At 39.7% G+C, this 26,355-nt stretch carries 26 protein-coding genes and 1 riboswitch; of the genes, 20 read left to right on the top strand and 6 right to left on the bottom strand.

The features are described 5' to 3' along the window. Window position 1: 1 nt before the first annotated feature. Genes AN391_RS07955 through AN391_RS07970 form a run of 4 tightly spaced genes read left to right on the top strand, consistent with a single transcriptional unit; the run spans window position 2 to window position 2,984 of the window. Complete coding sequence (locus AN391_RS07955) at window positions 2-622, top strand: flavin prenyltransferase UbiX (RefSeq protein ID WP_055014911.1); 621 nt, start codon at window positions 2-4, stop codon at window positions 620-622. Continuing rightward, window positions 622-1,551: an ABC transporter ATP-binding protein gene (locus tag AN391_RS07960; RefSeq protein WP_055014912.1), complete on the top strand. Its 930-nt coding sequence runs from the start codon at window positions 622-624 to the stop codon at window positions 1,549-1,551. The genes AN391_RS07955 and AN391_RS07960 overlap by 1 nt, the downstream gene beginning before the upstream one ends. Further along, window positions 1,552-2,319, top strand: a complete 768-nt coding sequence (locus AN391_RS07965) for an ABC transporter permease (protein ID WP_004588540.1) — start codon at window positions 1,552-1,554, stop codon at window positions 2,317-2,319. Further along, a complete protein-coding gene (locus AN391_RS07970; RefSeq protein WP_055014913.1) occupies window positions 2,319-2,984 on the top strand; it encodes a tRNA (guanosine(46)-N(7))-methyltransferase TrmB in 666 nt (221 codons plus the stop codon). Before AN391_RS07965 ends, AN391_RS07970 begins: the two co-directional genes overlap by 1 nt. Here AN391_RS07970 and AN391_RS07975 read toward each other — a convergent pair. Next, window positions 2,981-4,861 carry a GGDEF domain-containing protein gene (locus AN391_RS07975; protein ID WP_055014914.1) on the bottom strand — a complete coding sequence of 627 codons (1,881 nt, stop codon included), beginning with the start codon at window positions 4,859-4,861 and terminating at the stop codon, window positions 2,981-2,983. The genes AN391_RS07970 and AN391_RS07975 overlap by 4 nt on opposite strands. A 274-nt stretch (window positions 4,862-5,135) precedes the next feature. Between AN391_RS07975 and panP the strand changes: the two genes are divergently transcribed. Continuing rightward, the gene (gene panP, locus AN391_RS07980) at window positions 5,136-6,764 is read left to right on the top strand and encodes a pyridoxal-dependent aspartate 1-decarboxylase PanP (protein ID WP_055014915.1); all 1,629 of its coding nucleotides are present in this window, start codon (window positions 5,136-5,138) and stop codon (window positions 6,762-6,764) included. 77 nt (window positions 6,765-6,841) lie between these two features. Here panP and argE read toward each other — a convergent pair whose 3' ends face one another. Next, window positions 6,842-7,993: an acetylornithine deacetylase gene (gene argE / locus AN391_RS07985; RefSeq protein WP_055014916.1), complete on the bottom strand. Its 1,152-nt coding sequence runs from the start codon at window positions 7,991-7,993 to the stop codon at window positions 6,842-6,844. Between the two features lie 218 nt (window positions 7,994-8,211). Between argE and argC the strand changes: the two genes are divergently transcribed. The 10 genes from argC (at window position 8,212) to AN391_RS08045 (ending at window position 17,722) form a co-directional block, all read left to right on the top strand. Then, a complete protein-coding gene (argC, locus tag AN391_RS07990; RefSeq protein WP_055014917.1) occupies window positions 8,212-9,222 on the top strand; it encodes an N-acetyl-gamma-glutamyl-phosphate reductase in 1,011 nt (336 codons plus the stop codon). Beyond that, complete coding sequence (argB, locus tag AN391_RS07995) at window positions 9,222-9,989, top strand: acetylglutamate kinase (RefSeq protein ID WP_055014918.1); 768 nt, start codon at window positions 9,222-9,224, stop codon at window positions 9,987-9,989. Before argC ends, argB begins: the two co-directional genes overlap by 1 nt. A gap of 7 nt (window positions 9,990-9,996) precedes the next feature. Then, window positions 9,997-10,929 (top strand): ornithine carbamoyltransferase, encoded by a 933-nt coding sequence (locus AN391_RS08000; RefSeq protein WP_055014919.1) that lies wholly within the window; start codon window positions 9,997-9,999, stop codon window positions 10,927-10,929. Next, on the top strand, window positions 10,926-12,128 hold the full coding sequence (locus tag AN391_RS08005; protein ID WP_055014920.1) for an argininosuccinate synthase: 1,203 nt from the start codon (window positions 10,926-10,928) through the stop codon (window positions 12,126-12,128). The genes AN391_RS08000 and AN391_RS08005 overlap by 4 nt, the downstream gene beginning before the upstream one ends. Window positions 12,129-12,179: 51 nt before the next feature. After that, window positions 12,180-14,045: an argininosuccinate lyase gene (gene argH, locus AN391_RS08010; protein ID WP_055014921.1), complete on the top strand. Its 1,866-nt coding sequence runs from the start codon at window positions 12,180-12,182 to the stop codon at window positions 14,043-14,045. Window positions 14,046-14,335: 290 nt separating this feature from the next. Continuing rightward, on the top strand, window positions 14,336-14,539 hold the full coding sequence (locus AN391_RS08015) for a hypothetical protein (protein ID WP_055014922.1): 204 nt from the start codon (window positions 14,336-14,338) through the stop codon (window positions 14,537-14,539). A gap of 16 nt (window positions 14,540-14,555) precedes the next feature. Beyond that, window positions 14,556-15,089: a hypothetical protein gene (locus tag AN391_RS08020; protein ID WP_055014923.1), complete on the top strand. Its 534-nt coding sequence runs from the start codon at window positions 14,556-14,558 to the stop codon at window positions 15,087-15,089. A gap of 1,157 nt (window positions 15,090-16,246) precedes the next feature. Beyond that, the gene (locus AN391_RS08035) at window positions 16,247-16,690 is read left to right on the top strand and encodes a hypothetical protein (RefSeq protein ID WP_082429314.1); all 444 of its coding nucleotides are present in this window, start codon (window positions 16,247-16,249) and stop codon (window positions 16,688-16,690) included. Next, a complete protein-coding gene (locus tag AN391_RS08040; protein ID WP_055014927.1) occupies window positions 16,690-17,202 on the top strand; it encodes a hypothetical protein in 513 nt (170 codons plus the stop codon). The genes AN391_RS08035 and AN391_RS08040 overlap by 1 nt, the downstream gene beginning before the upstream one ends. Continuing rightward, entirely contained in the window at window positions 17,195-17,722 is a 528-nt protein-coding gene (locus AN391_RS08045; RefSeq protein WP_055014928.1) for a hypothetical protein, read from the top strand. Before AN391_RS08040 ends, AN391_RS08045 begins: the two co-directional genes overlap by 8 nt. Window positions 17,723-17,763: 41 nt before the next feature. On the opposite strand, the gene coaD is transcribed toward AN391_RS08045, so the two are convergent. Further along, window positions 17,764-18,255, bottom strand: a complete 492-nt coding sequence (gene coaD, locus AN391_RS08050) for a pantetheine-phosphate adenylyltransferase (protein WP_055014929.1) — start codon at window positions 18,253-18,255, stop codon at window positions 17,764-17,766. A 174-nt stretch (window positions 18,256-18,429) separates the two neighbouring features. Between coaD and AN391_RS08055 the strand changes: the two genes are divergently transcribed. Both AN391_RS08055 and thiI read left to right on the top strand, forming a co-directional pair. Then, window positions 18,430-19,083, top strand: a complete 654-nt coding sequence (locus tag AN391_RS08055) for a TetR/AcrR family transcriptional regulator (RefSeq protein WP_055014930.1) — start codon at window positions 18,430-18,432, stop codon at window positions 19,081-19,083. 97 nt (window positions 19,084-19,180) lie between these two features. Next, a complete protein-coding gene (gene thiI, locus AN391_RS08060; protein WP_055014931.1) occupies window positions 19,181-20,638 on the top strand; it encodes a tRNA uracil 4-sulfurtransferase ThiI in 1,458 nt (485 codons plus the stop codon). Window positions 20,639-20,664: 26 nt separating this feature from the next. Here the strand turns inward: thiI and AN391_RS08065 are convergent, their stop codons facing one another. Beyond that, entirely contained in the window at window positions 20,665-21,567 is a 903-nt protein-coding gene (locus tag AN391_RS08065; protein WP_055014932.1) for a ketopantoate reductase family protein, read from the bottom strand. Next, window positions 21,560-21,913 (bottom strand): VanZ family protein, encoded by a 354-nt coding sequence (locus AN391_RS08070; RefSeq protein WP_055014933.1) that lies wholly within the window; start codon window positions 21,911-21,913, stop codon window positions 21,560-21,562. The genes AN391_RS08065 and AN391_RS08070 overlap by 8 nt, the downstream gene beginning before the upstream one ends. 150 nt (window positions 21,914-22,063) lie before the next feature. On the opposite strand from AN391_RS08070, the gene AN391_RS08075 reads away from it, so the two are divergent. The 3 genes from AN391_RS08075 (at window position 22,064) to AN391_RS08085 (ending at window position 25,712) form a co-directional block, all read left to right on the top strand. Further along, window positions 22,064-22,546: a YajQ family cyclic di-GMP-binding protein gene (locus AN391_RS08075; RefSeq protein WP_055014934.1), complete on the top strand. Its 483-nt coding sequence runs from the start codon at window positions 22,064-22,066 to the stop codon at window positions 22,544-22,546. Between the two features lie 267 nt (window positions 22,547-22,813). Further along, window positions 22,814-23,596, top strand: coding sequence for a hypothetical protein (locus AN391_RS08080; RefSeq protein WP_055014935.1), 783 nt, complete (start codon window positions 22,814-22,816; stop codon window positions 23,594-23,596). A gap of 86 nt (window positions 23,597-23,682) precedes the next feature. Then, window positions 23,683-23,846, top strand: a riboswitch (cobalamin riboswitch). A 36-nt stretch (window positions 23,847-23,882) separates the two neighbouring features. Next, on the top strand, window positions 23,883-25,712 hold the full coding sequence (locus AN391_RS08085) for a TonB-dependent receptor domain-containing protein (RefSeq protein WP_055014936.1): 1,830 nt from the start codon (window positions 23,883-23,885) through the stop codon (window positions 25,710-25,712). A gap of 82 nt (window positions 25,713-25,794) precedes the next feature. Here the strand turns inward: AN391_RS08085 and msrA are convergent, their stop codons facing one another. Next, the gene (msrA, locus tag AN391_RS08090; RefSeq protein ID WP_055014937.1) at window positions 25,795-26,331 is read right to left on the bottom strand and encodes a peptide-methionine (S)-S-oxide reductase MsrA; all 537 of its coding nucleotides are present in this window, start codon (window positions 26,329-26,331) and stop codon (window positions 25,795-25,797) included. Between the last annotated feature and the right edge of the window lie 24 nt (window positions 26,332-26,355).

The following is a 26,355-nucleotide window of genomic DNA, read 5'->3' on the forward strand; positions in this document are numbered from 1 at the left end:
TGTGCAGTACAAAGATAAAATTACACTGGCGTTTAGTGGTGCTTCAGGCGCGCCTTACGGTTTAAGATTGCTTGAAGTATTACTCGCTCAGCAATTTCAAGTGTATGTACTTATATCAAGTGCTGCGCGCGTGGTGCTCGATACTGAGTCAAACATTAAACTCTCAGCTAATGAAGATAAAGCAACCGAGCAGTTAAGCGCTTTATTTAATGCCAAGCCAGAGCAGTTAAAAGTATTTGGTAAAGATAATTGGTTTAGCCCCGTTGCTTCAGGCTCTGCGGCCCCTAAAAAAATGGTGGTATGCCCATGTAGTGCGGGCTCTGTATCAGCTATTGCACTAGGGGCATCTGATAACCTACTCGAGCGTGCAGCTGATGTGGTTATTAAAGAGCGAGGCCAACTAATTTTAGTACCACGTGAAACCCCCTTTAGCGAAATTCATCTTGAAAATATGTTAAAGCTTGCGCGTTTAGGGGTCACTATTATGCCAGCAGCACCTGGCTTTTATCACCAGCCACAGAGCATTCAAGACTTAGTTGATTTTATGGTGGCGCGAATTTTAGATCATTTAAACATTGAACATAACCTAACTAAACGTTGGGGTTATGGTGAGGGTAAATAATGGATAAGCAAAATGTTGCTTTAAATATAGAAGGCCTAACCAAGGTTTATAATAATGGCGTAGAGGCCGTAAAAGGGGTTGATTTACAAGTTTTTGAAGGCGACTTTTTTGCCTTGCTTGGCCCAAATGGCGCAGGTAAATCCACCACTATTGGTGTTATTTCTTCACTAGTCAATAAAACCCAAGGAAAGGTGGAGGTGTTTGGTCACAACATCGATACCGACCTTGAAGCTGCTAAAGCGCATTTAGGACTTGTACCACAAGAGTTTAACTTTAGTCAGTTTGAAACGCTTGGCCAAATACTAGTAAACCAAGCTGGCTACTATGGCGTTACCCGCAGTGAAGCGCATAAGCGTGCCGATAAGTACTTAGCTCAACTTGGTTTACTTGAGAAAAAAGACAAGCAAGCACGCACACTTTCAGGGGGCATGAAACGTCGTTTAATGATTGCCCGCGCATTAATGCATGAGCCAAAGCTACTAATATTAGATGAGCCCACTGCGGGGGTTGATATAGAGCTGCGCCGTTCAATGTGGGACTTTTTACGCCAAATAAATGAACAAGGCGTAACGATTATTTTAACCACGCATTACCTCGAAGAAGCCGAACTACTGTGTAAAAATATTGCCATTATTGATACTGGTCGCATTGTAGAAAACACCACAATAAAAGCATTACTTGCAAAGCTTGATAAAGAAACCTTTGTACTTGATTTAAAACAGCCAGCGCAGCCAGTCACCCTTGAAGGGTACTCGTTTAGCATGCCTGACGAGCACACCATAGAAGTTGAAGTGGCTAAATCTCAAGGGTTAAACGCAGTTTTTAGCGCGCTAACCGAGCAAGGTAACACTGTTTTGAGTATGCGTAATAAAGCAAACAGATTAGAAGAGTTATTTGTAGGATTATTAGAGCAAGGGCGGGGCGAATAAATGTTTAAATATGGCGTAGCCTTAAAGAGTTTATGGATTAAAGAGTGTATTCGTTTTTTACGTATTTGGGTGCAAACCTTAGTACCGCCGGCGATTACGATGAGTTTGTACTTTGTTATTTTTGGTAATTTAATAGGTTCGCGCATCGGTGAAATGGGCGGCTTTAGCTACATGGAATTTATTGTTCCGGGGCTAATAATGATGTCGGTTATTACCAACTCATATTCTAATGTTGCTTCTAGTTTTTATTCAACCAAGTTTCAAAAAAGTATTGAAGAGTTACTAGTTGCGCCTGTGCCTAATTACATCATTGTACTGGGCTATATGGGCGGTGGTATGACCCGCGGCATGATGGTGGGCTTTATTGTTACCTGTGTATCGCTGTTGTTTGTGGATATTCAAATACATAATATATTTGTAATTATGGCAACGGTAATTTTAACCTCAGCGGTGTTTGCACTAGGTGGTTTAATTAACGCTATTTACGCCAATAGTTTTGACGATATTAGTATTATCCCAACCTTTATTTTAACGCCACTAACATACTTAGGCGGCGTATTTTATTCAATTACGCTACTGCCAGAGTTTTGGCAAAATGTATCGCAAATAAACCCAATTATTTATATGGTTAATGCGTTTCGTTATGGCTTTTTAGGTGTGTCGGATGTTGATTTAAGCGTCGCGCTTGGTGTTATATTAGTATTTATTACGGTGCTATTTACTTTAGCACTAACATTAATTAAAAAAGGTGTGGGGCTTAGACATTAATGAGCGATGCAAATTCACGTCGTATTGTATCTAATCAAGCGGGTATACACGAAAAGCTTGATGAAATCGTTAACAAGCATTTAAACGCAGAGTTTAAAAAGCCTATTGCTGAGCATACTCAAAAAGCGTTTGATGAAGTAAATGAGCAAGTGAAAGCGTTTAATGGCCCGCTTATTTTAGACTCCTGCTGTGGGGTAGGAGAAAGTAGCGCCAATTTAGCTAAGCGCCATCCAGATGCGTTAATTATTGGTATAGATAAATCATCACACCGCTTAGATAAGCACGATGTTGAGTATAAACAAACAGACAGCGGCCAGTATATTTTAGTACAAGCTGACTTAAACGACTTTTGGCGTTTAGCTGTGGCTGCTAATTGGCAGCCTACTCATCATTATTTGCTTTATCCTAACCCTTGGCCTAAGTCTAAGCATATTCAGCGTAGGTGGCATGGTGCGGCTATTTTTCCGTTTATTGTTAAGCTAGGTGGTCGCTTAGAGGTGCGAAGTAACTGGGATATTTATGTAAAAGAATTTGCCAGAGCGCTTGAGCTTGCGGGTAAGCCTTGTGAGGTAACCCAGTATGAGTCAAACGAAGCAATTACTCCGTTTGAACGTAAATACTGGGCTAGCGGCCAACAAAGCCACCGTTTAGTGATTGACCTTTAAACGACTACTTCCTCTTGGCTAGGGGAGTTAACATGTGGCGTTGGGTAAGCAAAATAATTACCTTGCATTAGCGCCACATCGACATTTTTAAGTGCATTTTCAATACTTATATTTTCTACCGACTCTGCCATGAGCGTTAAACCAAGTTGCTTTGCAGCATTAACTGTATGCTCAATAAATAATGCTATATTTTCATCGCTTACGGCCTGTTTTACTAATGCGCCGTCGAGTTTTATACCGTTTACTTCAAGCTTTAGCACATTCGAAATATTTGAATAACCGCTGCCAAAACCAGTAATAATGACATTTACCCCTTTAGTTTTTACCATAGAAATAAACGTTTTAACCTCTAAAAAGTGAGTAATAGCGTGTGACTCAAAAAGGCCAAGCGTTATGTTTTCTGGGTGAGGGTAACGTTTAAGCTCGTTGGAAATGTATTCACTCAAACTTGGATCGAGAATATCCTTGTCACTTATATTTAAGCACCAGCGTATATCTGTTTTTCTAAAGCGTTCTATACATTGGCTAAATAGCGTGCGGGTTAATAGTCCACCCATTCTTGAGCGGCTCACTACGTTTAAAAATGAGTCGGGTTTTAAAATTTCACCACTTTTAGTTACCATTCTGGCCAAACATTGGTAATGGACTATTTCATTATTGGTGGTGTTAAACATAGCTTGAAAATAAGGCACTATGCGGTTGTTATCAAACGCTTCTTGCACTTCTTTAGCAAGGCTTACATTATACTGATACTGATTTTTCACATCACTCATTACTTTTGAGTAGCTAATGATCTTACCACGGCCATGCTTAGCCTGAAGTGTTGCAATATGTGCATTTTCAATCAATAACGATTTATTACCGCTGGCAATACCAGCACAGTAAGTTATATAAATAAACGGATTTGTTAATACAGGGCTATTCGCGTTATACGATTCGACTAAATCGTTCAGTTCGCTATTTTTGAAGTTTTTAGGTGCAAGAATTGCAATTTTATTGGTGGCAAGCCGGTACACTTTACAGTTTTGTGGACTGCGACTTTGATAATGACTGAGCAAGCTTTTCATTACGTTGTCGCCAATTTGAGTGCCATAAAAGCTATTAATATCTTCAATTTCGTTCACCCAAATAATGGCAAGTTGCATGTGGTGTGAATGGCTCTTTTTAATAAAGTACTCAAGCGCAATGTGATTAGCAAAGCCAGTACTGGCATCGGTTGCTAGGGTACGCTTTAACAAATATATATAAATGGCCGCAACCAGTACCGCAATAAAAAAGAAAAAGCACGCCGTTATTATGGCTTTAGTGACGCTGTATTGAAGTTTTTTATTTAAATCATCTAAGGTTATGTCGGCACCTGTAATGAAGGTAGTACCATATTTATCTACGAAGGGAATAAAAACAGTTTTAAAATCACCCCATTGGTCGCTTGATTGCTCAAAAACAGGCTCGGTAGAATAAAACGCGCCCTTGTTGATGTCGGTGGCCTCTGGGTATAAGTCGAGAAATTGCGTAACACGTGCGTTTTCTTGATCGTCTTTGGTGTAACTGGATGAGGTAAAATAAACTTTGTTATCGCGCATAACCATCGAATACACATAAGCTATATCAAGCGCTTGTGCAAGCTCTGAGAGTTGTTTGCTTTTAGTTTGGTAAACCGAAAAACCAATATCGTAGCCTTGGCTAATTCTATCGTGGTAACTTTGCCCTAAAATATGTTTTACGCTAGTGGCTGCATTTAGAAGACGCTCATCTACTGCGCGCATTATTTCACTACGTGCAGAGCTATAGGTGTAATAAACATAGACTAATAAACTGACCAAAAACAATGTAAAGCCAGCTATAAACCACTTCCCTTTTAATTTCCCTGTGAGCATACTTGTCCCTTATTGTTACACATGTTAAGTATACGCATAAATGTAATTTGCCCAAAACTAAAATGTGACTTTTTAATAAAATCCTATTATTGAAATTTTTTTACAATATTTGTCATCCGTTTTGCCGCTTTTATGGCTTAAAGGGAGACATTTTACTTATATTGCAGTAAAGTTAGCGCAATTTTTAAAAGAAGCACGCTGCTTATAATAGCGCCATAGTTTGGCATTTTTAACTGTTAAACGCGTGTTTTAGCTACACACACTAGGTATAAAGATGGATCAAAAGCGTTGTGCCGTCGCCTCTAAAGAAAGCCTTAAGCGTATATTTACTGTACCTGAAGCGCCAGACTCAACTTTAAGCAAAATTGAGCTTGAAATTTCGAGTAATTTAGCAGGGTTTTTAAACGAAAATATAGCGGCAATTGAAAAACCATTACATGAAATTGAAAAAGATTTTCAGGCTGCGGTGATCCCAGAAAACCCAACGTTTGTATCTGCTTACGCCCAAGATATTATGGAGCAGCTAGTTGCCCATTCGGTGCACACGGCTGCGCCTAGCTTTATTGGTCATATGACATCGGCGCTTCCGCATTTTTTACTGCCGCTGTCAAAGTTAATGGTGGGGCTTAATCAAAACCTAGTAAAAATAGAAACCTCAAAAGCATTTACCCCGCTAGAGCGCCAAGTACTAGGCATGATGCATCATTTAGCTTACTCGCAAGATGAGTCGTTTTATTCTAAATGGATGCACAGCGCTAAAACATCACTCGGCGCTTTTTGCTCCGGTGGAACAGTTGCAAACATAACGGCCCTGTGGATTGCACGTAACCGCTTATTAAAACCCGACGGCAGCTTTAAAGGCATTGCCGCTCAAGGGCTCGTAGCCGGTATGCTGCATTATGGCTACAAAGGGCTAGCGGTTTTAGTGTCTGAGCGAGGGCATTATTCTTTAGGTAAATCAATTGACTTACTAGGCATCGGCCGTGAAAACTTAATGGGTGTAAAAACCTGCGAAAATAACAAGGTTGATGTGAATGCCATGCGCGAAAAAGCCTTAGAGCTTGAATCGCAAGGCATAAAAGTTATGGCCATTGTTGGGGTTGCAGGGACTACCGAAACCGGCAATATCGACCCTCTTGATGATATGGCCGACTTAGCGCAAGAAATAAATTGCCACTTTCATGTAGATGCCGCGTGGGGTGGGGCTACGCTTTTATCGCAAACGCATCGCCCTTTACTAAAAGGAATTGAGCGCGCAGATTCAATCACCATTGATGCGCACAAACAAATGTATGTGCCAATGGGCGCAGGCTTGGTGTTATTTAAAGACCCAACCGCTACGGATGCAATAGAGCACCATGCAGAGTACATATTACGTAAGGGCTCAAAAGATTTGGGAAGCCATACACTCGAAGGCAGCCGCCCTGGTATGGCTATGTTAGTACATGCTTGCTTACGTGTAATTGGTCGTAAAGGGTACGAAATGCTGATTGATCGTAGTATCAAAAAAGCACATTACTTTGCAGATTTAATTAAAGCCGATGAAGACTTTGAGCTGATTTCTGAGCCTGAGTTGTGTTTACTTACATACCGTTATGTGCCTAAACAAATTAAGCAGGCTATAGCCCAAGCGGATGCCGCAACACGATTAGAAATTTTCGCGTCGCTTAACCGCTTCACTGCCAGTATGCAAAAACGCCAACGTGAATCAGGGCGCTCGTTTGTATCGCGGACTCGTTTAACACCTTCAAAGTATGACAATCAACCGACAGTGGTATTTAGAGTTGTATTGGCTAACCCGCTAACATCGGGGGTTATATTAAAAGAGATTTTAGCTGAGCAAAAAGAGCTTGCAAAAACAGACCCTGTATTTAAAAAGTACTTAAGTAAGTATATGCAGTAACGCATAGGTATTACTAAAGCAAAGGCGCCATTGGGCGCCTTTGTTATTTTTGCTATTAGTTTTTAATACAGTCTTTTTTAAGCGTTAAAGCAGTTTGCTTTAATAATGTCAGTTATAATTTTTTGCGATGGGTTTATTTTCTCCATTGCTAAAAACTCATCGGGTTGGTGAGCTTGATTAATAGAGCCAGGCCCCATGACTATTGTTTCACAGCCAAGTTGCTGGATAAACGGCGCCTCCGTGCAATAGTTAACGGCAACAGCTTTCTCTCCTGCAATTTTTTCTGCCATTTTAACGAGTGCGCTGTCGGTGCTACCACTAAAAGCAGGAATGGGGTCGTGTAAATCAATCACACTTACTGCGTTTGGGTATTGCGCGTTTATATCGCGGGTGGCATCAATAAGCAAAGCTTGTAGGTCTTTAATGCTTAACCCCGGGAGTGGGCGCATATCTATGTGCATTTCGCAGCACCCACAAATGCGGTTTGCGTTATCTCCACCATGAATATTGCCTAAGTTTAAAGTAGGGTAAGGTATTTCAAAATGTTCAATTGAATATTTATTCTTTAACTGCTCTTTTAAGATCAGCAATTTTGTAATCACTTTATGCATGACTTCGATGGCGTTAAGTCCACGTTCGGGATCGGAGCTATGACCTGAACGGCCTACCACTCTTATAGCGGTACTCATATGCCCCTTGTGGGTAAATACAGGAGTCATATCAGTAGGTTCGCCAATTATACAGCGAGCAGGTTTTAAATTAGGGTGCTTGCAAATTTGCTGTGCACCCGCCATGGTGGTTTCTTCATCGGCAGTGGCAAGTATTAAAATAGGCTGAGATTGTTGCTTTTCATCAAGTTCACTAATTGCTTGCAGCACAAAAGCAAAAAAGCCTTTCATATCAATGCTGCCTAATCCATACAATTTATTATTGTGCTCTGTTAGTTTAAACGGGTTGTGGTTCCAGCGGCTATCATCAAACGGTACAGTATCGGTGTGCCCTGCAAGCATTAAACCGCCATCACCTTGGCCGCGTTTAGCTAATAAATTGTATCGGCCTTTACCGCCTTCTAATTCTATAATTTCGCATGTAAAACCAAGGCTTTCACACCACTGTGCAAGTAACTCTATTACCCCTTTATTACTCATACAAAGATCATCCTCTATTGCACTAATAGAGGGGGCAGCAATGAGTTGTTGGTACATTGAGATAAATGACGGCAAAGACATAAAAAAATCCAAAATAATTATTCAATTTAATTGCATAACAATATAAAAGTATTTATGATGAATATCAATTCACTTTTTAAGCATAAATATATTAAGTATAGCCATGAAGATAATGCGACGATAATCAACAATTCATTAAGAAAAGTATTAGCTAGCATCTAAGCTAGTGTAAGCGAACACCATCCCTATTTAGTAGTAAATTTATAATCGAGTAACAAATGAATGTAGTGATTATTGGCGCAAGCGGTTACAGCGGCGCAGAATTAGCAAGTTTAGTTGCTAAGCATCCTAATTTAACTTTATCAGGTTGTTATGTGTCTGAGGGAAGTTTAGATAAACATAAATTATTAAGTGATTTATACCCAGAGCATAACGGATTACTGGACTTGCCATTATTACCTCTAAGTGACTCTGCGTTTGATGATATTAGCGCAAGCGCTGATTTCATCTGTTTATGTACTGATCATAAAGTAAGTGTTGATTTAGCCCCACAATTTTTAGCCATGGGTAAAAAAGTATTTGATTTATCTGGCGGCTACCGCCTTGCTAGTAATGACGACTACGTCACTTACTATGGCTTTGAGCACCAACACCCTGAGCTATTAAGTGAAGCGGCTTACGGGTTAGCTGAGTGGAATAGTGATGCCATAGCAAGCGCACAACTTGTTGCTGTGGCAGGTTGTTACCCTACAGCCGCACTTAATGCGTTAAAACCACTGCAGCAGGCTGGATTGTTAAGTGATGAAAAAGTAATTATTAATGCGGTTTCTGGTGTAACTGGTGCTGGGCGCAAAGCCAGCGTAGGTACTCACTTTTGTGAAGTATCGCTTGCCCCGTATGGTTTATTTAACCACCGCCATGGACCAGAAATCGAACAGCACCTGGGACACAAGGTGTTATTTACACCGCACTTAGGTAATTTTCCGCGTGGGATTTTAGAAACTATCTATGTACAGCTTAAGCCAAACGTTACCAAGGAAAACGTTTCTGATGCTTATAAAGTACTTGAAAACGAGCCATTGATTCGTTTGCTAGGCGATAAAATACCCTCTATTAAAGGTGTAGCTAAACAGCCGTACGTTGATATTGGTTGGCAGCAACAAGGCTCGCAGTTAATTGTTATGGCAGCCATAGATAATTTATTAAAAGGCGCTGCAGGCCAAGCATTGCAGTGCATTAACTTATCTATGAATTTAGATCATACAACGGGTTTAAAGGGAGCCTTTTAATGAGCACTAAAACGTGGGTAATTAAATTAGGTGGTGCTGTACTTAACTCTGAAAACGCAGCAAAAGCGTTGTTTGATGTATTAAGCACAGATCAAAATAATCAGTTTGTAATAGTGCATGGTGGCGGCTCGTTAGTTGATACCTGGCTACAACAAGCTGGATTTGCTAGTGCAAAACACCAAGGCTTACGTATTAGCCCAAGTGAGCAAATGCCTTACATAGTGGGGGCGTTGGCTGGCTGTGCAAATAAGCAGCTGGTAAGCCAAGCTATTAATGCAGGGCATAAACCTGTTGGTTTAAGCCTTTATGAAGCCGGTGTGATGGCGTCGCAAAAACTAAAAGCACTTGGTCAAGTAGGTAAATGCACAAGTAATGATGATTCAATAGTGAATGATTTACTTAAGCTTGGTCGCTTACCTATTGTGAGCTCAATCGGCTTTGATGAGCAAGGCAATTGGTACAACGTCAATGCCGATGAAGCTGCGGCAGCGATTGCGAGCAACTTAAACGCAGAACTTATATTTATGACCGATGTAGAGGCGGTACTTGATGCAAATAAACAACCGCTACATCAACTTGACACAAAACACATTGATACTTTAATTGATGAAGGAGTGATTTTGGGCGGGATGGAGGTCAAAGTGAAGACCAGCCTACACGCTGCCCAACATTTACGACGAGGTGTGTATATTTCCAGCTGGCAAAAGCCAGAAAACTTAACTGCTTTGCTACAAGGCGAGCATGTCGGAACAAAGATTACACCATAGGGTTACCATGTTAGAGAATTTTTTAACGGGTCTAGAATTAGACCAACAAGGCGCACTTAATTTATTAAAGCTTGCGCGTGATTTAAAAGCAAATCCAGAGAAATACAGCCAAGTACTAGCAGGCAAGTCAGTTGTTACCTTATTTGAAAAGCAAAGCTTACGTACGCGTTTATCGTTTGATATTGGTATTAATCGCTTAGGTGGTCACGCTGTATATTTAGACCAGCAAAATGGCGCTATGGGTGCACGTGAATCGGTAAAAGACTTCGCGCTGAATATTTCTACATGGGCTGATGGGATTGTAGCGCGTGTTAATCAGCACAGCACATTAACAACGCTAGGTGAGTACTCTTCTGTGCCTGTGGTTAATAGCTTGTGTGATTTATATCACCCGTGCCAAGTATTGGCTGACTTTTTAACACTACAAGAAGTACATGGCGATGTGAGTGAGCTTAAAGTGGCTTACTTAGGTGAAGGTAACAACGTTACTCATTCACTTATGTTATTAGCGGCAACGCTAGGTACTGATTTTGTTGCTGTTACACCAAAAGGCAGCTCGCCTGATTCGCAAATTCTTAAAAAGGCCGAGCAAATAGCGGCAATGAACGGTGCATCAGTCATGGTAAGCGACCGTGTAGAGGCGGCTGTAGGCGCAAACGTTGTATATGCAGATACCTGGGTGTCTATGGGCGATGATACGCCGCTTGAGCAAGTTAAAGAAAAATACATGCCATATCAGCTAAACCAAGCATTGCTAGAACAAACAGGTGCGACTACGGTATTACATTGCCAACCGGCACACCGTGAGTTTGAAATTACCTCTGAGGTAATGGATGGCCCAGCATCAAAAATTATTCAACAAGCAGAAAATCGCATGCATGCGCAAAATGCTCTGCTAGTTACATTACTAAATCCAAATTTTGTTAAGGAACACCTATGAGTTCAATTAAAAAAGTCGTTTTAGCCTATTCAGGTGGTCTTGATACTTCAGCTATCGTGCCATGGTTAAAAGAAAACTACGGTTGTGAGGTTATTGCCTTTGTTGCCGATGTAGGCCAAGGCGCTGAAGAGCTTGAAGGCGTAGAAGAAAAAGCTATCGCATCAGGTGCATCAGAGTGTTACGTAGTTGACTTAAAAGATGAAATGGTAAGTGACTACATTTACCCAACGCTTAAAACGGGTTCTATTTACGAAGGTACGTATTTATTAGGTACGTCAATGGCGCGTCCTATTATTGCTAAAGCGCAAGTTGAAATTGCACGTAAAGTAGGTGCTGATGCACTTTCGCATGGTTGTACTGGTAAGGGTAACGACCAAGTTCGTTTTGAGTCGTGCTTTGCAGCGCTTGCACCTGATTTAAAAGTTATTGCACCGTGGCGTGAGTGGGGCTTATCAAGCCGTGAATCATTATTAGATTACTTAGCTGAGCGTGATATTCCGTGTTCTGCTTCTGCAACAAAAATTTACAGCCGTGATGCTAATGCGTGGCATATTTCGCACGAAGGTGGCGAGCTTGAAGACCCATGGTGTGAGCCGAGCGACCAAGTGTGGACGTGGACTAACTCACCAGAGCAAGCACCCGATAAATCAGAGCTAGTAACTCTAAAAGTTGTTGAAGGCGAAGTGGTTGCGGTAAATGGTGAGCAGCTTAAACCTTACGACTGTTTAGTTAAATTAAACAACATTGCTGCGCCACATGGTGTTGGCCGTGTAGATATTGTAGAAAACCGTTTAGTGGGCATGAAATCGCGCGGCTGTTACGAAACACCAGGCGGTACCGTGATTATGGCGGCACTGCAAGCCATTGACGAGCTAGTGCTTGATAAATCAAGCCGTAAGTGGAAAGAAGTACTGGGCGGTGAATTTTCGCATTTAGTTTATGACGGTCGTTGGTTTACACCACTAAAAGACTCTATTTTAGCCGGTGCAGAAGCGCTTTCTACACTAGCAACAGGTGAAGTTGTACTTAAGCTTTACAAAGGCCAAGTAACCGCCGTTCAGAAAAAATCACCTAATAGCTTATACAGCGAAGACTTTGCTACCTTTGGTGAAGACGACGTATATGATCAGTCACATGCTGAAGGCTTTATTCGTTTATTCTCGCTTTCGAGCAGAATTTCAGCAATGGCTAAAAAGTAAATTATTTATAGCCCCTTGTATAAGGGGCATTACAGGGTTTGGAGAGATTTCATGGCATTATGGGGCGGACGTTTTTCTACGGGTCCAGATGAGGCGTTTAAACAATTTAACGACTCACTTCCGTTCGATTATCAGTTAGCAGAGCAAGATATTATTGGCTCTGTGGCATGGGCAGGTGCGCTTGAGCAAGTAAATGTACTTACAAGCGATGAGCACACACAGTTAGTTGCAGCACTTAATGAACTGCTTGAAGAAGTAAAAGCAGATCCACAAGCAGTAGCAACCTCAGGCGCAGAAGACATTCACTCGCACGTAGAAGCTGCACTTATCGAAAAAGTAGGCGATTTAGCTAAAAAGCTACACACAGGCCGAAGCCGTAATGACCAAGTAGCCACCGACTTTAGATTATGGTGCCGCGATACTGCCGATCATCTACTGGGTGCTATTGCTGCACTAAAAGCTGAGTTTGTGGCGTTAGCTGAGCGCGAGTTGGGCACTATATTGCCAGGCTACACTCACTTACAACGTGCCCAACCGGTATTGTTTAGCCACTGGTGTATGGCTTACGTAGAAATGCTAGAGCGTGATGAAAGCCGCCTACAAGATGCCAAAGCGCGTTTTAATTTTTGCCCTCTAGGCAGTGGTGCACTCGCTGGTACTGCATACCCAATTGATCGCCAAGCGTTGGCGCAAGGCCTAGGCTTTACTGGCGCAACTAAAAACAGCCTTGATGGCGTATCTGACCGTGATTTTGTAGTAGAGCTTTTAAGCTGTGCGTCTATTTCGATGATTCATTTATCGCGTATGGCTGAAGATTTAATATTTTATAATTCTGGTGAAGCCGGATTTATAGAGCTTGCTGATAATGTTACCTCTGGCTCATCGTTAATGCCGCAAAAAAAGAACCCTGATGCGCTAGAGCTTATTCGTGGTAAAACTGGCCGTGTATTTGGCGCATTTAGCGCCATGATGATGACCTTAAAAGCACTTCCTCTTGCGTACAATAAAGATATGCAAGAAGACAAAGAAGGCCTTTTTGACGCCATGCCAACATGGCTTGCCTGTATTCACATGGCGCAAGCGTGTATTAAAGGCGTAAAAGTAAACGGCGATAAAACACTCGCAGCGGCAAAAGGTGGCCATGCTAATGCAACTGAGCTTGCAGACTATTTAGTAGCTAAAGGTGTGCCATTTAGAGAAGGCCACCACATAGTGGGTGTACTTGTGCAGCTTGCTATAAGCGAAGGTAAAACCCTAGAGGAGCTTTCGCTTGAGCAGTACAAATCAGTTAATGACGTATTTGAAGATGACGTTTACCCGGTACTTGAAATAGATGCCTGTATTAAAGCGCGTCAAGCCCTTGGCGGCACCTCTGTTGAACAAGTGACTAAAGCAGTAAAAGACGCCAAAAAAAAACTGCAAATAACGGTTCGTGATGCAAATTTAGATGATGTTGAAGATATTGCTCGGCTTATACAGCACTGGGCAACCGTTGGCGAAAACTTGCCGCGTGCAAAAAGCGACATGGTCCATTCAATTAACGAATTTGCAGTAACAGAAATAGACGGCAAAGTGTCGGGCTGTGCATCACTGTACATTTACGATACGGGGCTTGCTGAAATTCGTTCTTTAGGCATAGATCCACAAAGTGTGGTAACGGGGCAGGGTAGGCAGCTTGTAGAGCACTTATTAGCAAAAGCCAAAAAATTGGCGCTTAATCGCGTGATTGTATTAACCCGCGTGCCAGATTTTTTTGAACAGCAACGTTTTACTTTTTGTAGCAAAGAATCGTTACCAGAAAAAGTAATGAAAGATTGCGAGCTTTGCCTTCGTAAAGAAAACTGCGACGAAGTAGCAATGGAATATATTTTAAAGCCAAGTACACGTGCGGAGATCCCGTGTAAATACGTGGCTTAAATTCCCTGGATATAAAAAACGTACGGTTACCCCTGTGCGTTTTTTTATGTGTATAATACACTGGTCAGATGAGCTTGATGTTTAATAAGGATTTCAGTTTAGTTTTGATAAATGCGTGTTAGTAGCACATATTTTATAGATGTCAAAAAATATTGGCACGCTGGTTGCTTTGTATAAGTCAGATAGCAAAATAGCTATCACTGCTTAAAACAGGTAATGCAATTACCTACATGATGGTGTGATTATAAGTTGCGCCAAAAAATATTAAAACTTTTACAAGGATCAATCACATGCAAGTTTCAGCTAATAGCCAATTACAAATGCAAGCATACAATAAAACACAACAATTACAGCCTGCAGCGGAACAAATTGCTAGCCCTAAAACCCTACAATCTGATACAGTAAGTTTCTCTCAAGAGGCGATGAGTGCTTCTAGTAATGATCTACAGAGATCAGGAATAATTTTACCGGGTGGAAATCCACGCCCGAAGTAATGACTATGGGATTTTAATGTTTTTAACTGATTTCTTTGGATACTTTTCTCTATCTGCCCTAAATTTTTGGGCATTCTCTATGGCTTTTTTATTCAACCTATTTGTTTACAGCTTAGGAGTAAAAAGAGAAACAACATTGCTAATAAGTTCATTTATCATGATGGTCTCCTATGGCGTATCTGATTATTCCTTAACATGGATATCTATAAATGAACTTACTTACCTCGATTGGGCTCTCTATGATGCCATTACAATAGCACTTCTACTTACTACATATAAAATAATTAAAAAAGTAACCATTTCTTTTGCTTATTTAATCACTGGTTTAAGTATAAACATGTGTCTACTGTTAGCTATGCATTTAGATGTGTTTATATTTAATAATCGCGATACATGGCTCTTATGGGATATATATGGTTTTGCTGTTAGTATCATAGATATATTAATGATAGTTGCCTTAATTGTAGATAGAGACTTCTTAGGCCTCCACAGGCTCAAAAATAAGCTATTTGGTTTGTTTAAATCTTCAAAACCGCAGCCCATAATATAGCTTAAATGTACTTATCCGAAGCCCTAATGGATTATGTAGCGGCTTTCTCCCAGTGGGGCTTTTTAATGGCCTTCCTCTATTGTTTAGTTTCTAGCATAAATAAAGAATATAAATCTCCAGTTTATCTATCTGCGCTAATGCTCTGTTCATATATTTTCAGCAGCTATCTAAAACTGTTAGACAATTTATATCTTAATTGGGCTTTATACGATTTTATTACGATTTTGGCGCTGTTCACATTACAATTTTTTAATGCTTTTAACCGTACTAAAGTTTTTCTGTTTCTCGTTCTGGCGTTAACAAGTAACGCTGTACTTACAATGATTCTGTATTATGACATATACATTTTGTATAACTTTGAGCCATGGTGGTACTGGAGTGTCTACTCCATTGGTGTAAATGTTATCGATGTATTAATGATACTTTCATTAGTGATTAACCACCGAATGGTAAATCCCCCTCAACCCGTTATTTTAAATAGAGGGGAAAATGACAGTAAGTTATAATTACGCAATTTATCTTGGAGCAATTGTACAGTGGGGTTTTTTGTTTGCATTTTTGCATGCATTAGCAAACTCGATTAACAAGTCAGATAAAGAGCTTGTGTATATCTCACTTGTTATGTGTATTTGCTATTCGGGAAGTTTGTTTACTGATTATGGGCAAACTACTTATTTAGATTTTATTTTATTAGATGCATGTACATTACTTGCTCTACTCTTTTTAAAGCGTTTCAAATTTAAATCATACCCGGTAGCGTATTATTATGTCACTACAGGGCTATGCATTAATGTTATTTTTAGTTTTTTAATGCATCTAGATATGACCTTATCAAAATATTATGAATATTGGTGGTTTTGGTCAGTATTTACGGTTGTGGTAGGGTGTGCAAATATTTGCATGATCATAGCGTGCTTTATAAATCGAGATTTTTTAGGTCTTGTTAATTTAAAAAGTCGGATCTTCAATAGAGTTTTGTAATTAATTAGAATTGTTAAAAAGTTTAATGTTAAGTCAGGTTGTGCAGTAAATGGTTGTTTTAATGAATTTCGAGAGCTTTATTCACCGAGCTTGCTTGTAAGATGGGGTTTATTTCTTTTATCTCAGATATAAGCTTTGCACATACTTTAAGTATTATCATGCAATGGGGTTTTCTCATGGCATTTTTATACTCGTTAGTTTCGTCTATTAACTCACGCTTTAAGGCATTAGTTGTTCTTTCGCTTATAATGGCTGTTTCATATTTTCCAGGAATGTTCTTCAACTTTCAAACAGTTACTTATTTTGATATTGCTTCATTAGATGCTATAACCCTTGTTATTTTGCTACTTGTGCAGAACCTATATATTAAAGAAAAAACAATTGCTTATGACTACCTTATATTTGGGCTTAGTATAAATATGTGTTTAGCTCTGGGTATGTATTTAGATCGTCATATTTTACAGAACTACACTCATTGGTGGTTTTATGATTTTTATGTGACGGTAGTATTAGTATTAGATCTAAGCATGATTTTAGTGTTGTTTATCAATAGAGATTTCTTAAAAATTATTTTTTTCAAAAACCTTATTTGCTCGCTATGTGCTAAGAAACCGCGATAGTGAATAATGTTCTAATCCCTCCAGAGATTTCAGTTTATATCGGTGTGTTAGTACAGTGGGGCTTTTTAATGGCCTTTTTATATTCATTAACAACTAGCATTAACAATCCATCGAAACAGGCTGTATGGCTATCTTTAGTTATGGCCATATCTTATTGCTTTAGCTTCTTTATTGATATTTATGATATTACTTACATAGAGTTATTTTGTTATGACGTAGTCACGTTATTTTTTATTTTTTTTCTGCGGTATTACTTACCTGAAAAATGCATATCTACTTACTTATTATTTGGCTTGAGCATCAATTCGTTATTGTTTTTAGCTATGAATATAGATGTGTTTGTACGTGGTAACTACGAACCGTGGTGGTTTTGGTCTGTTTATACAATTGTTATTAATATGATGGATATCATTATGATTAGTATTTTTTTCGTAAAAAAGGATTTTTTAAGGTTTGTGTATGTTATGGATAAATTAACAGGCTTTATTATGAGGGCGAAGCAAGGTGGCTGATATCCTTTGGGAGCTTGTTGATTTAGGGTACAACGTAGCTGTTTTGTTTACGTGGTTTTTTCTTATTGCCTTTTTGTACAATTTATCGGCAAGTATTAATAAGCCAGATAAAAGCAGGGCACAGCTTTCATTTATTATGATGGCATCCTACACAGCTAGTTTGCTCATGGACCCACTTGTTGCAACGCCACACTTAAATTATTTTTATTATGATGCTGTAACTCTCCTCGTTTTACTTTTGTGGCGTAATTTCACCAAGCAAACCATACTTACGTCCTTTTATTATTTAATTATAGGACTAAGCTGTAATGCCTGCTTATTTTTAGGTATGCATTACGACATTGTTATACAGGGTACACTTTACTATTGGTGGTTTTGGACCGTATATACTTTTGGTATGTATTTTAGCGATTTCACAATGGCACTTGTATTAATTATAAATAAAGATATTTTAGGCTTGATAAAGCTTAAACGCGCTTTGTTTAACCGCAATGAATTACACGCTATGGCTAAAAAGTAGTTAGGTATATTAGCGCACCAACGTGCGCTCATTGTGTTTATTTAGCTTACCTCGCCACCTAATCTTTGTTTTAAAGCATCCACTACAAGTGGGCTTACAAACTCGCTTACATCGCCATTATGGCGAGCCACTTCTTTAACTAAGGTGGATGATATAAACGAATTACGCTCAGAAGGTGTTAAAAATACACTTTCTAAATCGGGGTTCAGGCGGCGGTTCATGTTCGCAAGCTGAAATTCGTAATCAAAGTCAGACACTGCTCTAATACCGCGAATAAGTACATCGGCTTTATGCTCAAAAGCTAAATCGGCAAGTAAACCTGAAAAACCAATCACTTTTACATTACTCAAATGCCCTAAAATGCTGTTGGCTAAGCTAACTCGCTCTTCTAGACTAAAACACGGCTTTTTAGTGGGGTTATGTGCAATAGCAACAATAACCGTGCTAAACATTTTAGCTGCACGCTGAATGAGGTCGGTATGACCATTAGTTAAGGGGTCGAATGTACCCGGGTAGATTGCCGTAACGTTCATAGATTTCACTAACTATTATTTTTTAAGTAGTCTATCAGTGTTTGTGGCACAAATCAGCTAAGCGTGTTTTTAAAATAGTAAATTATGATGGTATTTAAACCAACCTGATTTGTTTATACTGCAGGACTGTTATTTAGTGTAAAGTAGTTTATAAGTTAATTTGAGTCGTCGCATATGAATACTAAGGATAAAATAATACACACCAGTATTTCGTTATTTAACGAACACGGTGAGCGTGCAATATCAACCAATCACATTGCATCACATTTAGGGATGAGCCCGGGTAACCTTTACTATCATTTTAAAAATAAAGAAGACATTATTCGGCATATTTTTGCGCTTTATAGTGAACACTTACATACTCATTTTAAACCTATTGAAGTTAACGATGATGCGTTTGATCATTTAACTGCTTATTTAGATTCTTTATTTGAGTTAATGTGGCGCTATCACTTTTTTTACGACAACTTAGGCGACATCCTCTCAAGAGATGAAAGTTTAAAAAAGGCCTACATAGATTTTCAGGCAACGCTATTAGAGCAGGTTCGCCAAGTTATTTTAGGCCTGCGTGATAACGAAATGATTGCAATACAAGAGCAAGATGCGCTTGAACTTGCCCATACGCTTAAACTAACCGTTAGTTTTTGGACTCCATATATTAAAGCGCGTAGGCTCAGTGGTAATTTAGCCGAGCAAGATATTTATCATGGCATTTTAAAAGTATTAGCATTATTTAGGGCTTACAGCACCGAAAAAAGCATGCTTAAAATGAATCAGTTACGTGAAAAATACACCCAACTTGCAGAGCAAGCCCCAGCGCTTGCCTAACTGGTGTTAGTTGGTTAGTTCCTAGACGCAAAAATTTTTGCTATAATCGCGCGCCCAATGCCTGGGAGCGCGAATTCCCGCAGTCTAAGAGTGAACTATGCTTAAATTTATCGTCAAACTACATCCTGAAATTGCCATTAAAAGCCGTTCGGTACGTAAACGCTTTACTAAAGTGTTAGAAAATAACATTAAAATTATGTTGCGCCGTGTTGACGAAAAAGTACAAGTAAGAAACAACTGGGATAATATTTCTGTTGTAACTAAGCTTGATGATGCACAAACACGCCTAAACTTTATAGACAGCCTGCAGCGTATTCCTGGCATTGTGCAATTTATTGAAGTGACCGAAACTGACTTCACTACGCTTGACGATATCTATAAAAAAACCATAGACCTAGTAGGGCACACCATTGTTGGTAAAACGTTTTGTGTACGCGCTAAGCGTATTGGTGAACACGACTTTACTTCTACCGATTTAGAGCGCTACGTTGGCGGTGGTTTAAACCAGCACGTTGAAGGCGCGCGCGTTAAACTAAGCCGCCCAGAAGTCACTATTCGCTTAGAAGTAAAAGACGATAAAGCGTACATAGTGACGAAGACTCACCTTGGAATGGCGGGCTTTCCTCTACCTACGCAAGAAGACGTGCTTTCGCTAATGTCGGGTGGTTTTGACTCGGGGGTAGCAAGTTATCAGATGATCCGTAAAGGTGCTCGCACGCACTTTTTATTCTTTAACTTAGGAGGAGCTGCGCACGAGATTGGTGTTAAGCAAGCTAGCTACTATTTATGGAAAAAGTTTAGCTCTACCCATAAAGTTAAATTTATCACGGTTGATTTTGAACCCGTTGTTGCGGAGATTTTAGAAAACGTTGAAAACAGCCAAATGGGTGTTGTACTAAAACGTATGATGATGCGTGCTGGTAGCCAAGTTGCTGAAAAATTAAATATTCAAGCACTTGTAACCGGTGAAAGTATTGGTCAGGTTTCTAGCCAAACTTTAGCTAATTTAAGTGTGATTGACCGCGTGACAGAAACCCTTATTTTGCGCCCGCTTATTCAGCACGATAAGCAAGAAATTATTAATATTGCCCGTAAAATCGGCACCGCAGAAATGGCCGAAACCATGCCTGAATACTGCGGCGTAATATCTAAAAAGCCAACGGTGAAAGCTAAAATTGACGTTATTAAAGCCGAAGAAGAAAAGTTTGACTTTGATGTGCTCAATACTGTTGTTGAAAACGCGCGTATTATGGATGTGCGCGACATTGACGTAGAGGCTAAGCAAGAACTTAAAGAAGCTGAGTCGGTTGTAGATTTACCAGCGGGTGCGGTGGTTGTTGATATTCGCTCACCAGAGGAAGAAGATGCAGCGCCACTTGAGATTGACGGCATAGATGTAGTGCACTTACCGTTTTTCCGCTTAGCGACTAAGTTTGGTGACTTACCAAAAGATAAAGACTATTACCTGTATTGTGAAAGAGGGGTTATGAGCCAGCTGCAAGCGCTTATTCTTCACGAGGCAGGCTTTACGGGTGTAAAAGTTTACCGCCCGTAAAGGTTAAACGTAATTTAGAGCGTGGCTTATACCACGCTTTTTTTTGCCTGAATTTTAGCGAGTAGGGCATCGTTTAGCGGAGTACTGATATTTAATCGCTTACCTTGTTGGCTAATGTAGCCACAAATGGCGTCTATTTCGGTTTGCCGGTTGTGTGCTACGTCTTGATGCATTGAAGAGTAGTTTTCAGCGGTTAGCATCATTACGTTGTAAGCGTTGTTAAGCGCATCGGCCAGTTTAATATCAAGCTTTAAAGCATGGGCTACTTGGCATGCTTCAGTTAATAAGTTAAAAATAATGCTATTAAAATAAGGGGCACGTAACTGACCATTTTTAATATCATGCAGTGCGCTTAATGGGTTAATAGCAATGTTTACTAATAGTTTTTCAAACCGTAGCTGCTCAATATTAGTACAGTAGCTTAGCAGCGGTACGTTTTGCAATTGCTCGCACATTGCTTGGCGGTAACTGTGCGCGCATGGGTTACAGGCACCTAATATGCTTTTTCCTTCACCGGTGTGCTGTACTATAAAGTCGTTTGTTTTAAAACCGGCCATACTGGTGGTTAAAAAATACAACGCGTGTTGCTTATCAAGTTGCTCATTGAGCATTTCAACATTCCCCATACCGTTGTGCGACAAAATTAATACACTATTTGACGATAAAAAGGGTTTTACTTGCGTAAACGCCGATTGCACCTGAAAAGCCTTTACAGCAAAAATAACAATATCAAACACGGGCTGTTCACTCATTTGTGTGAGTGTAATGAACCGTGCATTAATTTTTTGCGAAGGCTGTTTTGCTTTGCAATAAAAACGCGTATTTGTAGTAGCTTTACGTGTTAAAACATGGACGTTATGAGCTTTAGATAAAAAATGGCTGAGCAATAAACCAATAGCGCCGTCGCCAATAATAAGAATATTAGCCATAAGGGTTCTTTTTTCGAGGAGTAAAAATGCTTCTTAGTAAAAAGTACGTGGCCGCACCGGCAAAATCAGCAACAAAATCACCTAACGAGGCTTGTCTGTAGGGAAGCGCATCTTGCATTATTTCTATTGCTGCACCGTAGCCCGCAAGCAGGAGTATTTGCGTGTACAGCGGTAATTTGAAGGCTTTATCCATAATGATGGCGAGTATAAAAAATATCCCAAAGTGGGCAACTTTATCAACATGTGGAAATAAGTTCGTAACGCCGCCTTTTATTTCTTTGGCAAATAAGAGGGTAAACACCACAATACTAATCAAAAAAACTGCTTGGTAAACACGCCTTGTCACGATAAATCCTAAAACCGCTTAAAAAAGAGGCTGCAGTATATCAAACTAAATTAGTATCGCACCTGAACAACTGGCAGAAAAATGTAAAGATTTATAATTTTAGCGTTATAATCTGCGCATAAATTTAGATTTAATAGTTAGGAGAACCCAATGCCTTCATTTGATATCGTATCAGAAGTAGAAATGAACGAAGCTAAAAATGCAGTTGATAACGCCAACCGAGAGCTTGAAACGCGCTTTGACTTTAGAGGTGTGGATGCATCAATTGAGTTAAATGATAAAACAATTAAGTTAAAAGCAGAGGCTGATCAACAGGTAATGCAATTGTTTGATATTTTAGCCGCTAAAATTTCTAAACGAGGTATGGACGTGGCAAGCTTAGATTTGCAAGATATTACTCGTGCTGGCAAAAATGTGTTTCGTAATGTTGTACTTAAACAAGGTATCGAAAAAGACATGGCTAAAAAAGTAGTTAAAGCCATTAAAGACTCAAAAGTAAAAGTACAAGCTGCTATTCAAGGTGAAGAAGTACGTGTGACGGGTAAAAAGCGTGACGATTTACAAGCCGCTATGCAAGTCGTTCGCACTGCAGATTTAGGTCAGCCTTTCCAGTTTAAAAACTTTCGCGATTAATTAGCTAAGTGCCTTTAGTATTTTAAAGTGAAAATTTAAATGTGTGGTTATTAAATGTATTAGCCACACATTTTACCCCGCCCTAATTACAGCCTTTATTTACTCGCAACCCTAAACCCCTTTTACCTGCGTAAAATCACTCTACTGTGCTTCCATACTCTTTGAACATTATTTAAATGCATTATTAAACCTGCTTAGCACGCAGTTGCGTATATTAGGCTATTCTTAATATCAATATTACTTAATAGTGACTGTTAAAGGCTTTAAATGCTTAAGTTTTTTATTTTTATAATGATCATTGTGTGCAGTAAGTTTAGTTATGCTAAGCCAATAAATGTAGATGTGTTGGTAGAGGACGGTTACTTTCCAATTATTATTAATGCTGAAAAAGAGCAAGGAGTAGCTCCAGAGTTTATTAAAATACTCAATGATTCTCAAAATGACTATAAATTTACGCTTAACTCTTTGCCTGTAAAAAGGCTCAAAAAGTGGGTGGAGTGGGGTGAGTTTGATGTGTTGTTTTTAATGGCTAAGCAATGGGTGCCCGAGGGATCAAGAAGCGCCTTACAGGAAACGAGTTTTTATGTTATTGCTAAAAATGAGCTGTATACGTTAGCACAGAACGCCCAAAAGCAAAGCTATTTCGACGACTTACATGATTTAACAAAAGCGGGGGTATTGGGGTATTCCTATCGTTTTGCTGATTTTAAAACTGATGCACAATATTTAAGTGAAGAACACCAAGTTAGTTTAACAATTGATGAGTTTAACGTTGTAAAAATGCTGCTATTAAAGCGAGCAGATGTAGGGGTTATAAACAATATTGCTTATCAATATTTTAAAAAGAATAACATTTTTAATATGGACCTACTTTATAGGAGCAATACACCAGATGCTATATACGATACTCACTTTTTAGTTAACCCTTCGCGCAGTAAAATTTCGGTAAAACAAATGGATAAGCTTTTAAATGCGCCCGAAATAAAACCAAAAATCACCGCGCTTTTAAGCTCATATGGCATAACCTCTAGCTTTACACAAAACAATTAATTTAGCTTTTAGCTATATAGACGTCCGTTGACATTTGTAAACAAACTGCTCACAATAACCGCCTATTTTCAAGGTGCTTGCTGTTTGCTAAATACAGGGTTTAAAGTATTAAAACTAACAGCAAGATAATCGGGAAGTTGGTGAGCCTTTATGATAAAAGCGATCCCAACACTGCCCCCGCAACGGTAAAGTATTAACGCATTTATGTGTTTACTGAGTCCGGAGACCGGCCTTGAAGTAATCTTACTTACTTAAATCTTTGCGGTGGGCAAAGATAAGGAACATCATGCTAAATAAAACAACTCTTGGCGTTGCTATCTCGGCTGCGTTGTCTTTTTCTGCCTCTGCTTCAGAAAATCCAATTGAAAAAATCACTGTAACCGCTAATAAATTTGAACAATCAATAAATAATGTTTTAGCAAGCGTTAATGTTATCAGTCGAGAACAAATAGACAAAAGTAATGTACGCGATTTACCAACCTTACTAAGCACACAAGTGGGTTTTCAAATTAATCCTAATGGGGGCTTTGGCCAAACGTCGGGCGTGTCTCTACGTGGTACGGGTTCTGGCGATACGTTAATTTTAATTGATGGCGTTCGCACGGGCTCAGCCACACTTGGCCAAAAAGCACTAAGTAACGTGCCGCTAAATAGTATTGAGCGAATCGAGATCATAAAAGGATCGCGTGCCGCTGTTTATGGCTCAGATGCCTTAGCTGGTGTTATTAATATAATAACGCGCGAAGCGAGCAATACCTCCCTTGATGCCACATTTGGCTCTAATACCTATCAAAACTACCAGCTTGCGGGCTCTGTTAAATCGGCTGCTGTGACTAGCGCTTTTAACGCCGGTTTTGAAAAAACAGATGGCTTTGACGCGCTGCAAGGTGTTGCCCCAGATGACGATGGTTACGAAAATAAGAATCTAGGTTTTAAAGTCAATTATGCTGACGCTCACTATGGTAATTTTAAGCTACTAGGTCAGTACAGCGAAGGTTACGCAGATTATGATAGCAGCTTTAGCCCTGCCACGAGCACAGTCGAAAGAGGGGACTTTAAAAACTATCAACTGTCGGCGAAGTGGAGCAAAAACTACACTAACCAATCTCATGCTCTTGAGGTTGCTTTTGCAACGGATGATTCTGACAGCACGTATGTCGATTTTTCTACAGGTGGGCCAACAACCAGTACGTTTATTACTAAACGTTCGCAAGTAGATTACAACGGCCAATACCGTTTAACTAATACGCTTAATATTAGCGGCGGCGTTAATTGGTATAAGGATGATGTATCACACAGTTCTCAAGCTTTTGATGAAGATAGCCGTGATGTATTAGCTGTGTTTGTTGGGGCTTACTACGACACCGATACTGTGCTTGCCAATTTAACTCTTCGCCAAGACGACGATGAACAGTTTGGCGATGAAACAACCTATACTGCGGCGGCCGGTTATCATTTATCTGAAAATTCAACATTTAGAATTAGTCAAAGCACGGGTTTTAAAGCACCTACGTTTAACGATTTATACTACCCAAATTTTAGTAATCCGGACCTGCAACCTGAAAAATCAACAAACCGCGAACTTGGTGTTAATGTTAATTTTGACAGTGCACAAGTCGATGTTGCAATTTTTAGAAACGATATCGAAGATAAAATTGATTACGATGCAAACTTTGCATTAGCTAATATAAACGAAGCTCGCTATGAAGGGGTTGAGTTTAGCCTTGCTCAACAAATTTTTGGGTTTGATAGCCGCTTTAATTTTGCGTACTTAAGTGCTGAAAATAAAGAAACCGGCGACGAGCTACGTAACGTTGCCAAGCGCACTGTTAATTGGGAAATCGCAAAGCAGTTTGGAGATTTTGATGCTCGCATTGATGTGCAATACCGCAGTGATCGCGAGGGGGCTGTAACGCGCCTAGGATCGTATACACTTTGGAACATAGCGGGCAACTATCAGCTAAACGATAGTATTGAGTTGTCGCTTCGTGTAGAGAACTTATTTGACAGAGATTACAATGTGGTTGACTCAAGAGCTGACTTTACAAGCGGTGAAGTCTACTACTATAACACCCCAGAACGTCGCTTTTTTGCAGGGGCAAGCTATCAGTTTTAATCGCGTTATTTAATATACAAAAGCCCGATTTATATCGGGCTTTTTAATGTGTGTTTAGAATCAATTTAACAACGCAAATTAGCTAGTCAGCTAAAAACGCTTTAAATACAGTTTCAAACTTGTGTAATTTAGGTGCTATTAAAACACTACAGTAACCTTGCTGTGGGTTTTCGTTGTAGTAATCTTGATGATAATGCTCTGCAGGGTAATACGTTGTAGCAGGGCTAACCTCTGTCACTATTGGCTCGCTAATATGATTTTGTAGCTGGGCTATCATCTCATTGGTTTGCTTTAATTGTGCATCGTTGTGGTAATAAACAACACTTCTATACTGTGTGCCAATATCGTTACCTTGGCGATTTAATTGTGTGGCATCGTGTAAGGTAAAAAACATGCTAAGCAGGGTTTCAAAGCTCACTACATCGCTGTCAAACTCCAGTTGAACAACCTCAGCATGACCTGTTGTACCTGAGCAAACCGATTTATATGTGGGGTTGTCGGTATTGCCGCCAGTGTAACCTGAGCTGACATTAAGTACACCCTTTACACGCCTGAATGCGGCGTCTATACACCAAAAACAGCCTCCACCAAATGTTGCTAGTTGTGTTGATGTGCTCATAAGTTGTCCTAATTATGTATGTTG

Origin of the sequence: Pseudoalteromonas sp. P1-13-1a (assembly GCF_001401875.1) — a bacterium.
Lineage (GTDB): Bacteria > Pseudomonadota > Gammaproteobacteria > Enterobacterales > Alteromonadaceae > Pseudoalteromonas.

Excerpts from the sequence above, each read along its gene's own strand:
- AN391_RS07960 (WP_055014912.1), top strand. The coding sequence starts at position 622 with ATGGATAAGCAAAATGTTGCTTTAAATATAGAAGGCCTAACCAAGGTT.
- AN391_RS07965 (WP_004588540.1), top strand. The coding sequence starts at position 1,552 with ATGTTTAAATATGGCGTAGCCTTAAAGAGTTTATGGATTAAAGAGTGT.
- AN391_RS07970 (WP_055014913.1), top strand. The coding sequence starts at position 2,319 with ATGAGCGATGCAAATTCACGTCGTATTGTATCTAATCAAGCGGGTATA.
- AN391_RS07975 (WP_055014914.1), bottom strand. The coding sequence starts at position 4,861 with ATGCTCACAGGGAAATTAAAAGGGAAGTGGTTTATAGCTGGCTTTACA.
- panP (WP_055014915.1), top strand. The coding sequence starts at position 5,136 with ATGGATCAAAAGCGTTGTGCCGTCGCCTCTAAAGAAAGCCTTAAGCGT.
- argE (WP_055014916.1), bottom strand. The coding sequence starts at position 7,993 with ATGTCTTTGCCGTCATTTATCTCAATGTACCAACAACTCATTGCTGCC.
- argC (WP_055014917.1), top strand. The coding sequence starts at position 8,212 with ATGAATGTAGTGATTATTGGCGCAAGCGGTTACAGCGGCGCAGAATTA.
- argB (WP_055014918.1), top strand. The coding sequence starts at position 9,222 with ATGAGCACTAAAACGTGGGTAATTAAATTAGGTGGTGCTGTACTTAAC.
- AN391_RS08000 (WP_055014919.1), top strand. The coding sequence starts at position 9,997 with ATGTTAGAGAATTTTTTAACGGGTCTAGAATTAGACCAACAAGGCGCA.
- AN391_RS08005 (WP_055014920.1), top strand. The coding sequence starts at position 10,926 with ATGAGTTCAATTAAAAAAGTCGTTTTAGCCTATTCAGGTGGTCTTGAT.
- argH (WP_055014921.1), top strand. The coding sequence starts at position 12,180 with ATGGCATTATGGGGCGGACGTTTTTCTACGGGTCCAGATGAGGCGTTT.
- AN391_RS08015 (WP_055014922.1), top strand. The coding sequence starts at position 14,336 with ATGCAAGTTTCAGCTAATAGCCAATTACAAATGCAAGCATACAATAAA.
- AN391_RS08020 (WP_055014923.1), top strand. The coding sequence starts at position 14,556 with ATGTTTTTAACTGATTTCTTTGGATACTTTTCTCTATCTGCCCTAAAT.
- AN391_RS08035 (WP_082429314.1), top strand. The coding sequence starts at position 16,247 with ATGGCATTTTTATACTCGTTAGTTTCGTCTATTAACTCACGCTTTAAG.
- coaD (WP_055014929.1), bottom strand. The coding sequence starts at position 18,255 with ATGAACGTTACGGCAATCTACCCGGGTACATTCGACCCCTTAACTAAT.
- AN391_RS08055 (WP_055014930.1), top strand. The coding sequence starts at position 18,430 with ATGAATACTAAGGATAAAATAATACACACCAGTATTTCGTTATTTAAC.
- thiI (WP_055014931.1), top strand. The coding sequence starts at position 19,181 with ATGCTTAAATTTATCGTCAAACTACATCCTGAAATTGCCATTAAAAGC.
- AN391_RS08065 (WP_055014932.1), bottom strand. The coding sequence starts at position 21,567 with ATGGCTAATATTCTTATTATTGGCGACGGCGCTATTGGTTTATTGCTC.
- AN391_RS08075 (WP_055014934.1), top strand. The coding sequence starts at position 22,064 with ATGCCTTCATTTGATATCGTATCAGAAGTAGAAATGAACGAAGCTAAA.
- AN391_RS08080 (WP_055014935.1), top strand. The coding sequence starts at position 22,814 with ATGCTTAAGTTTTTTATTTTTATAATGATCATTGTGTGCAGTAAGTTT.
- AN391_RS08085 (WP_055014936.1), top strand. The coding sequence starts at position 23,883 with ATGCTAAATAAAACAACTCTTGGCGTTGCTATCTCGGCTGCGTTGTCT.
- msrA (WP_055014937.1), bottom strand. The coding sequence starts at position 26,331 with ATGAGCACATCAACACAACTAGCAACATTTGGTGGAGGCTGTTTTTGG.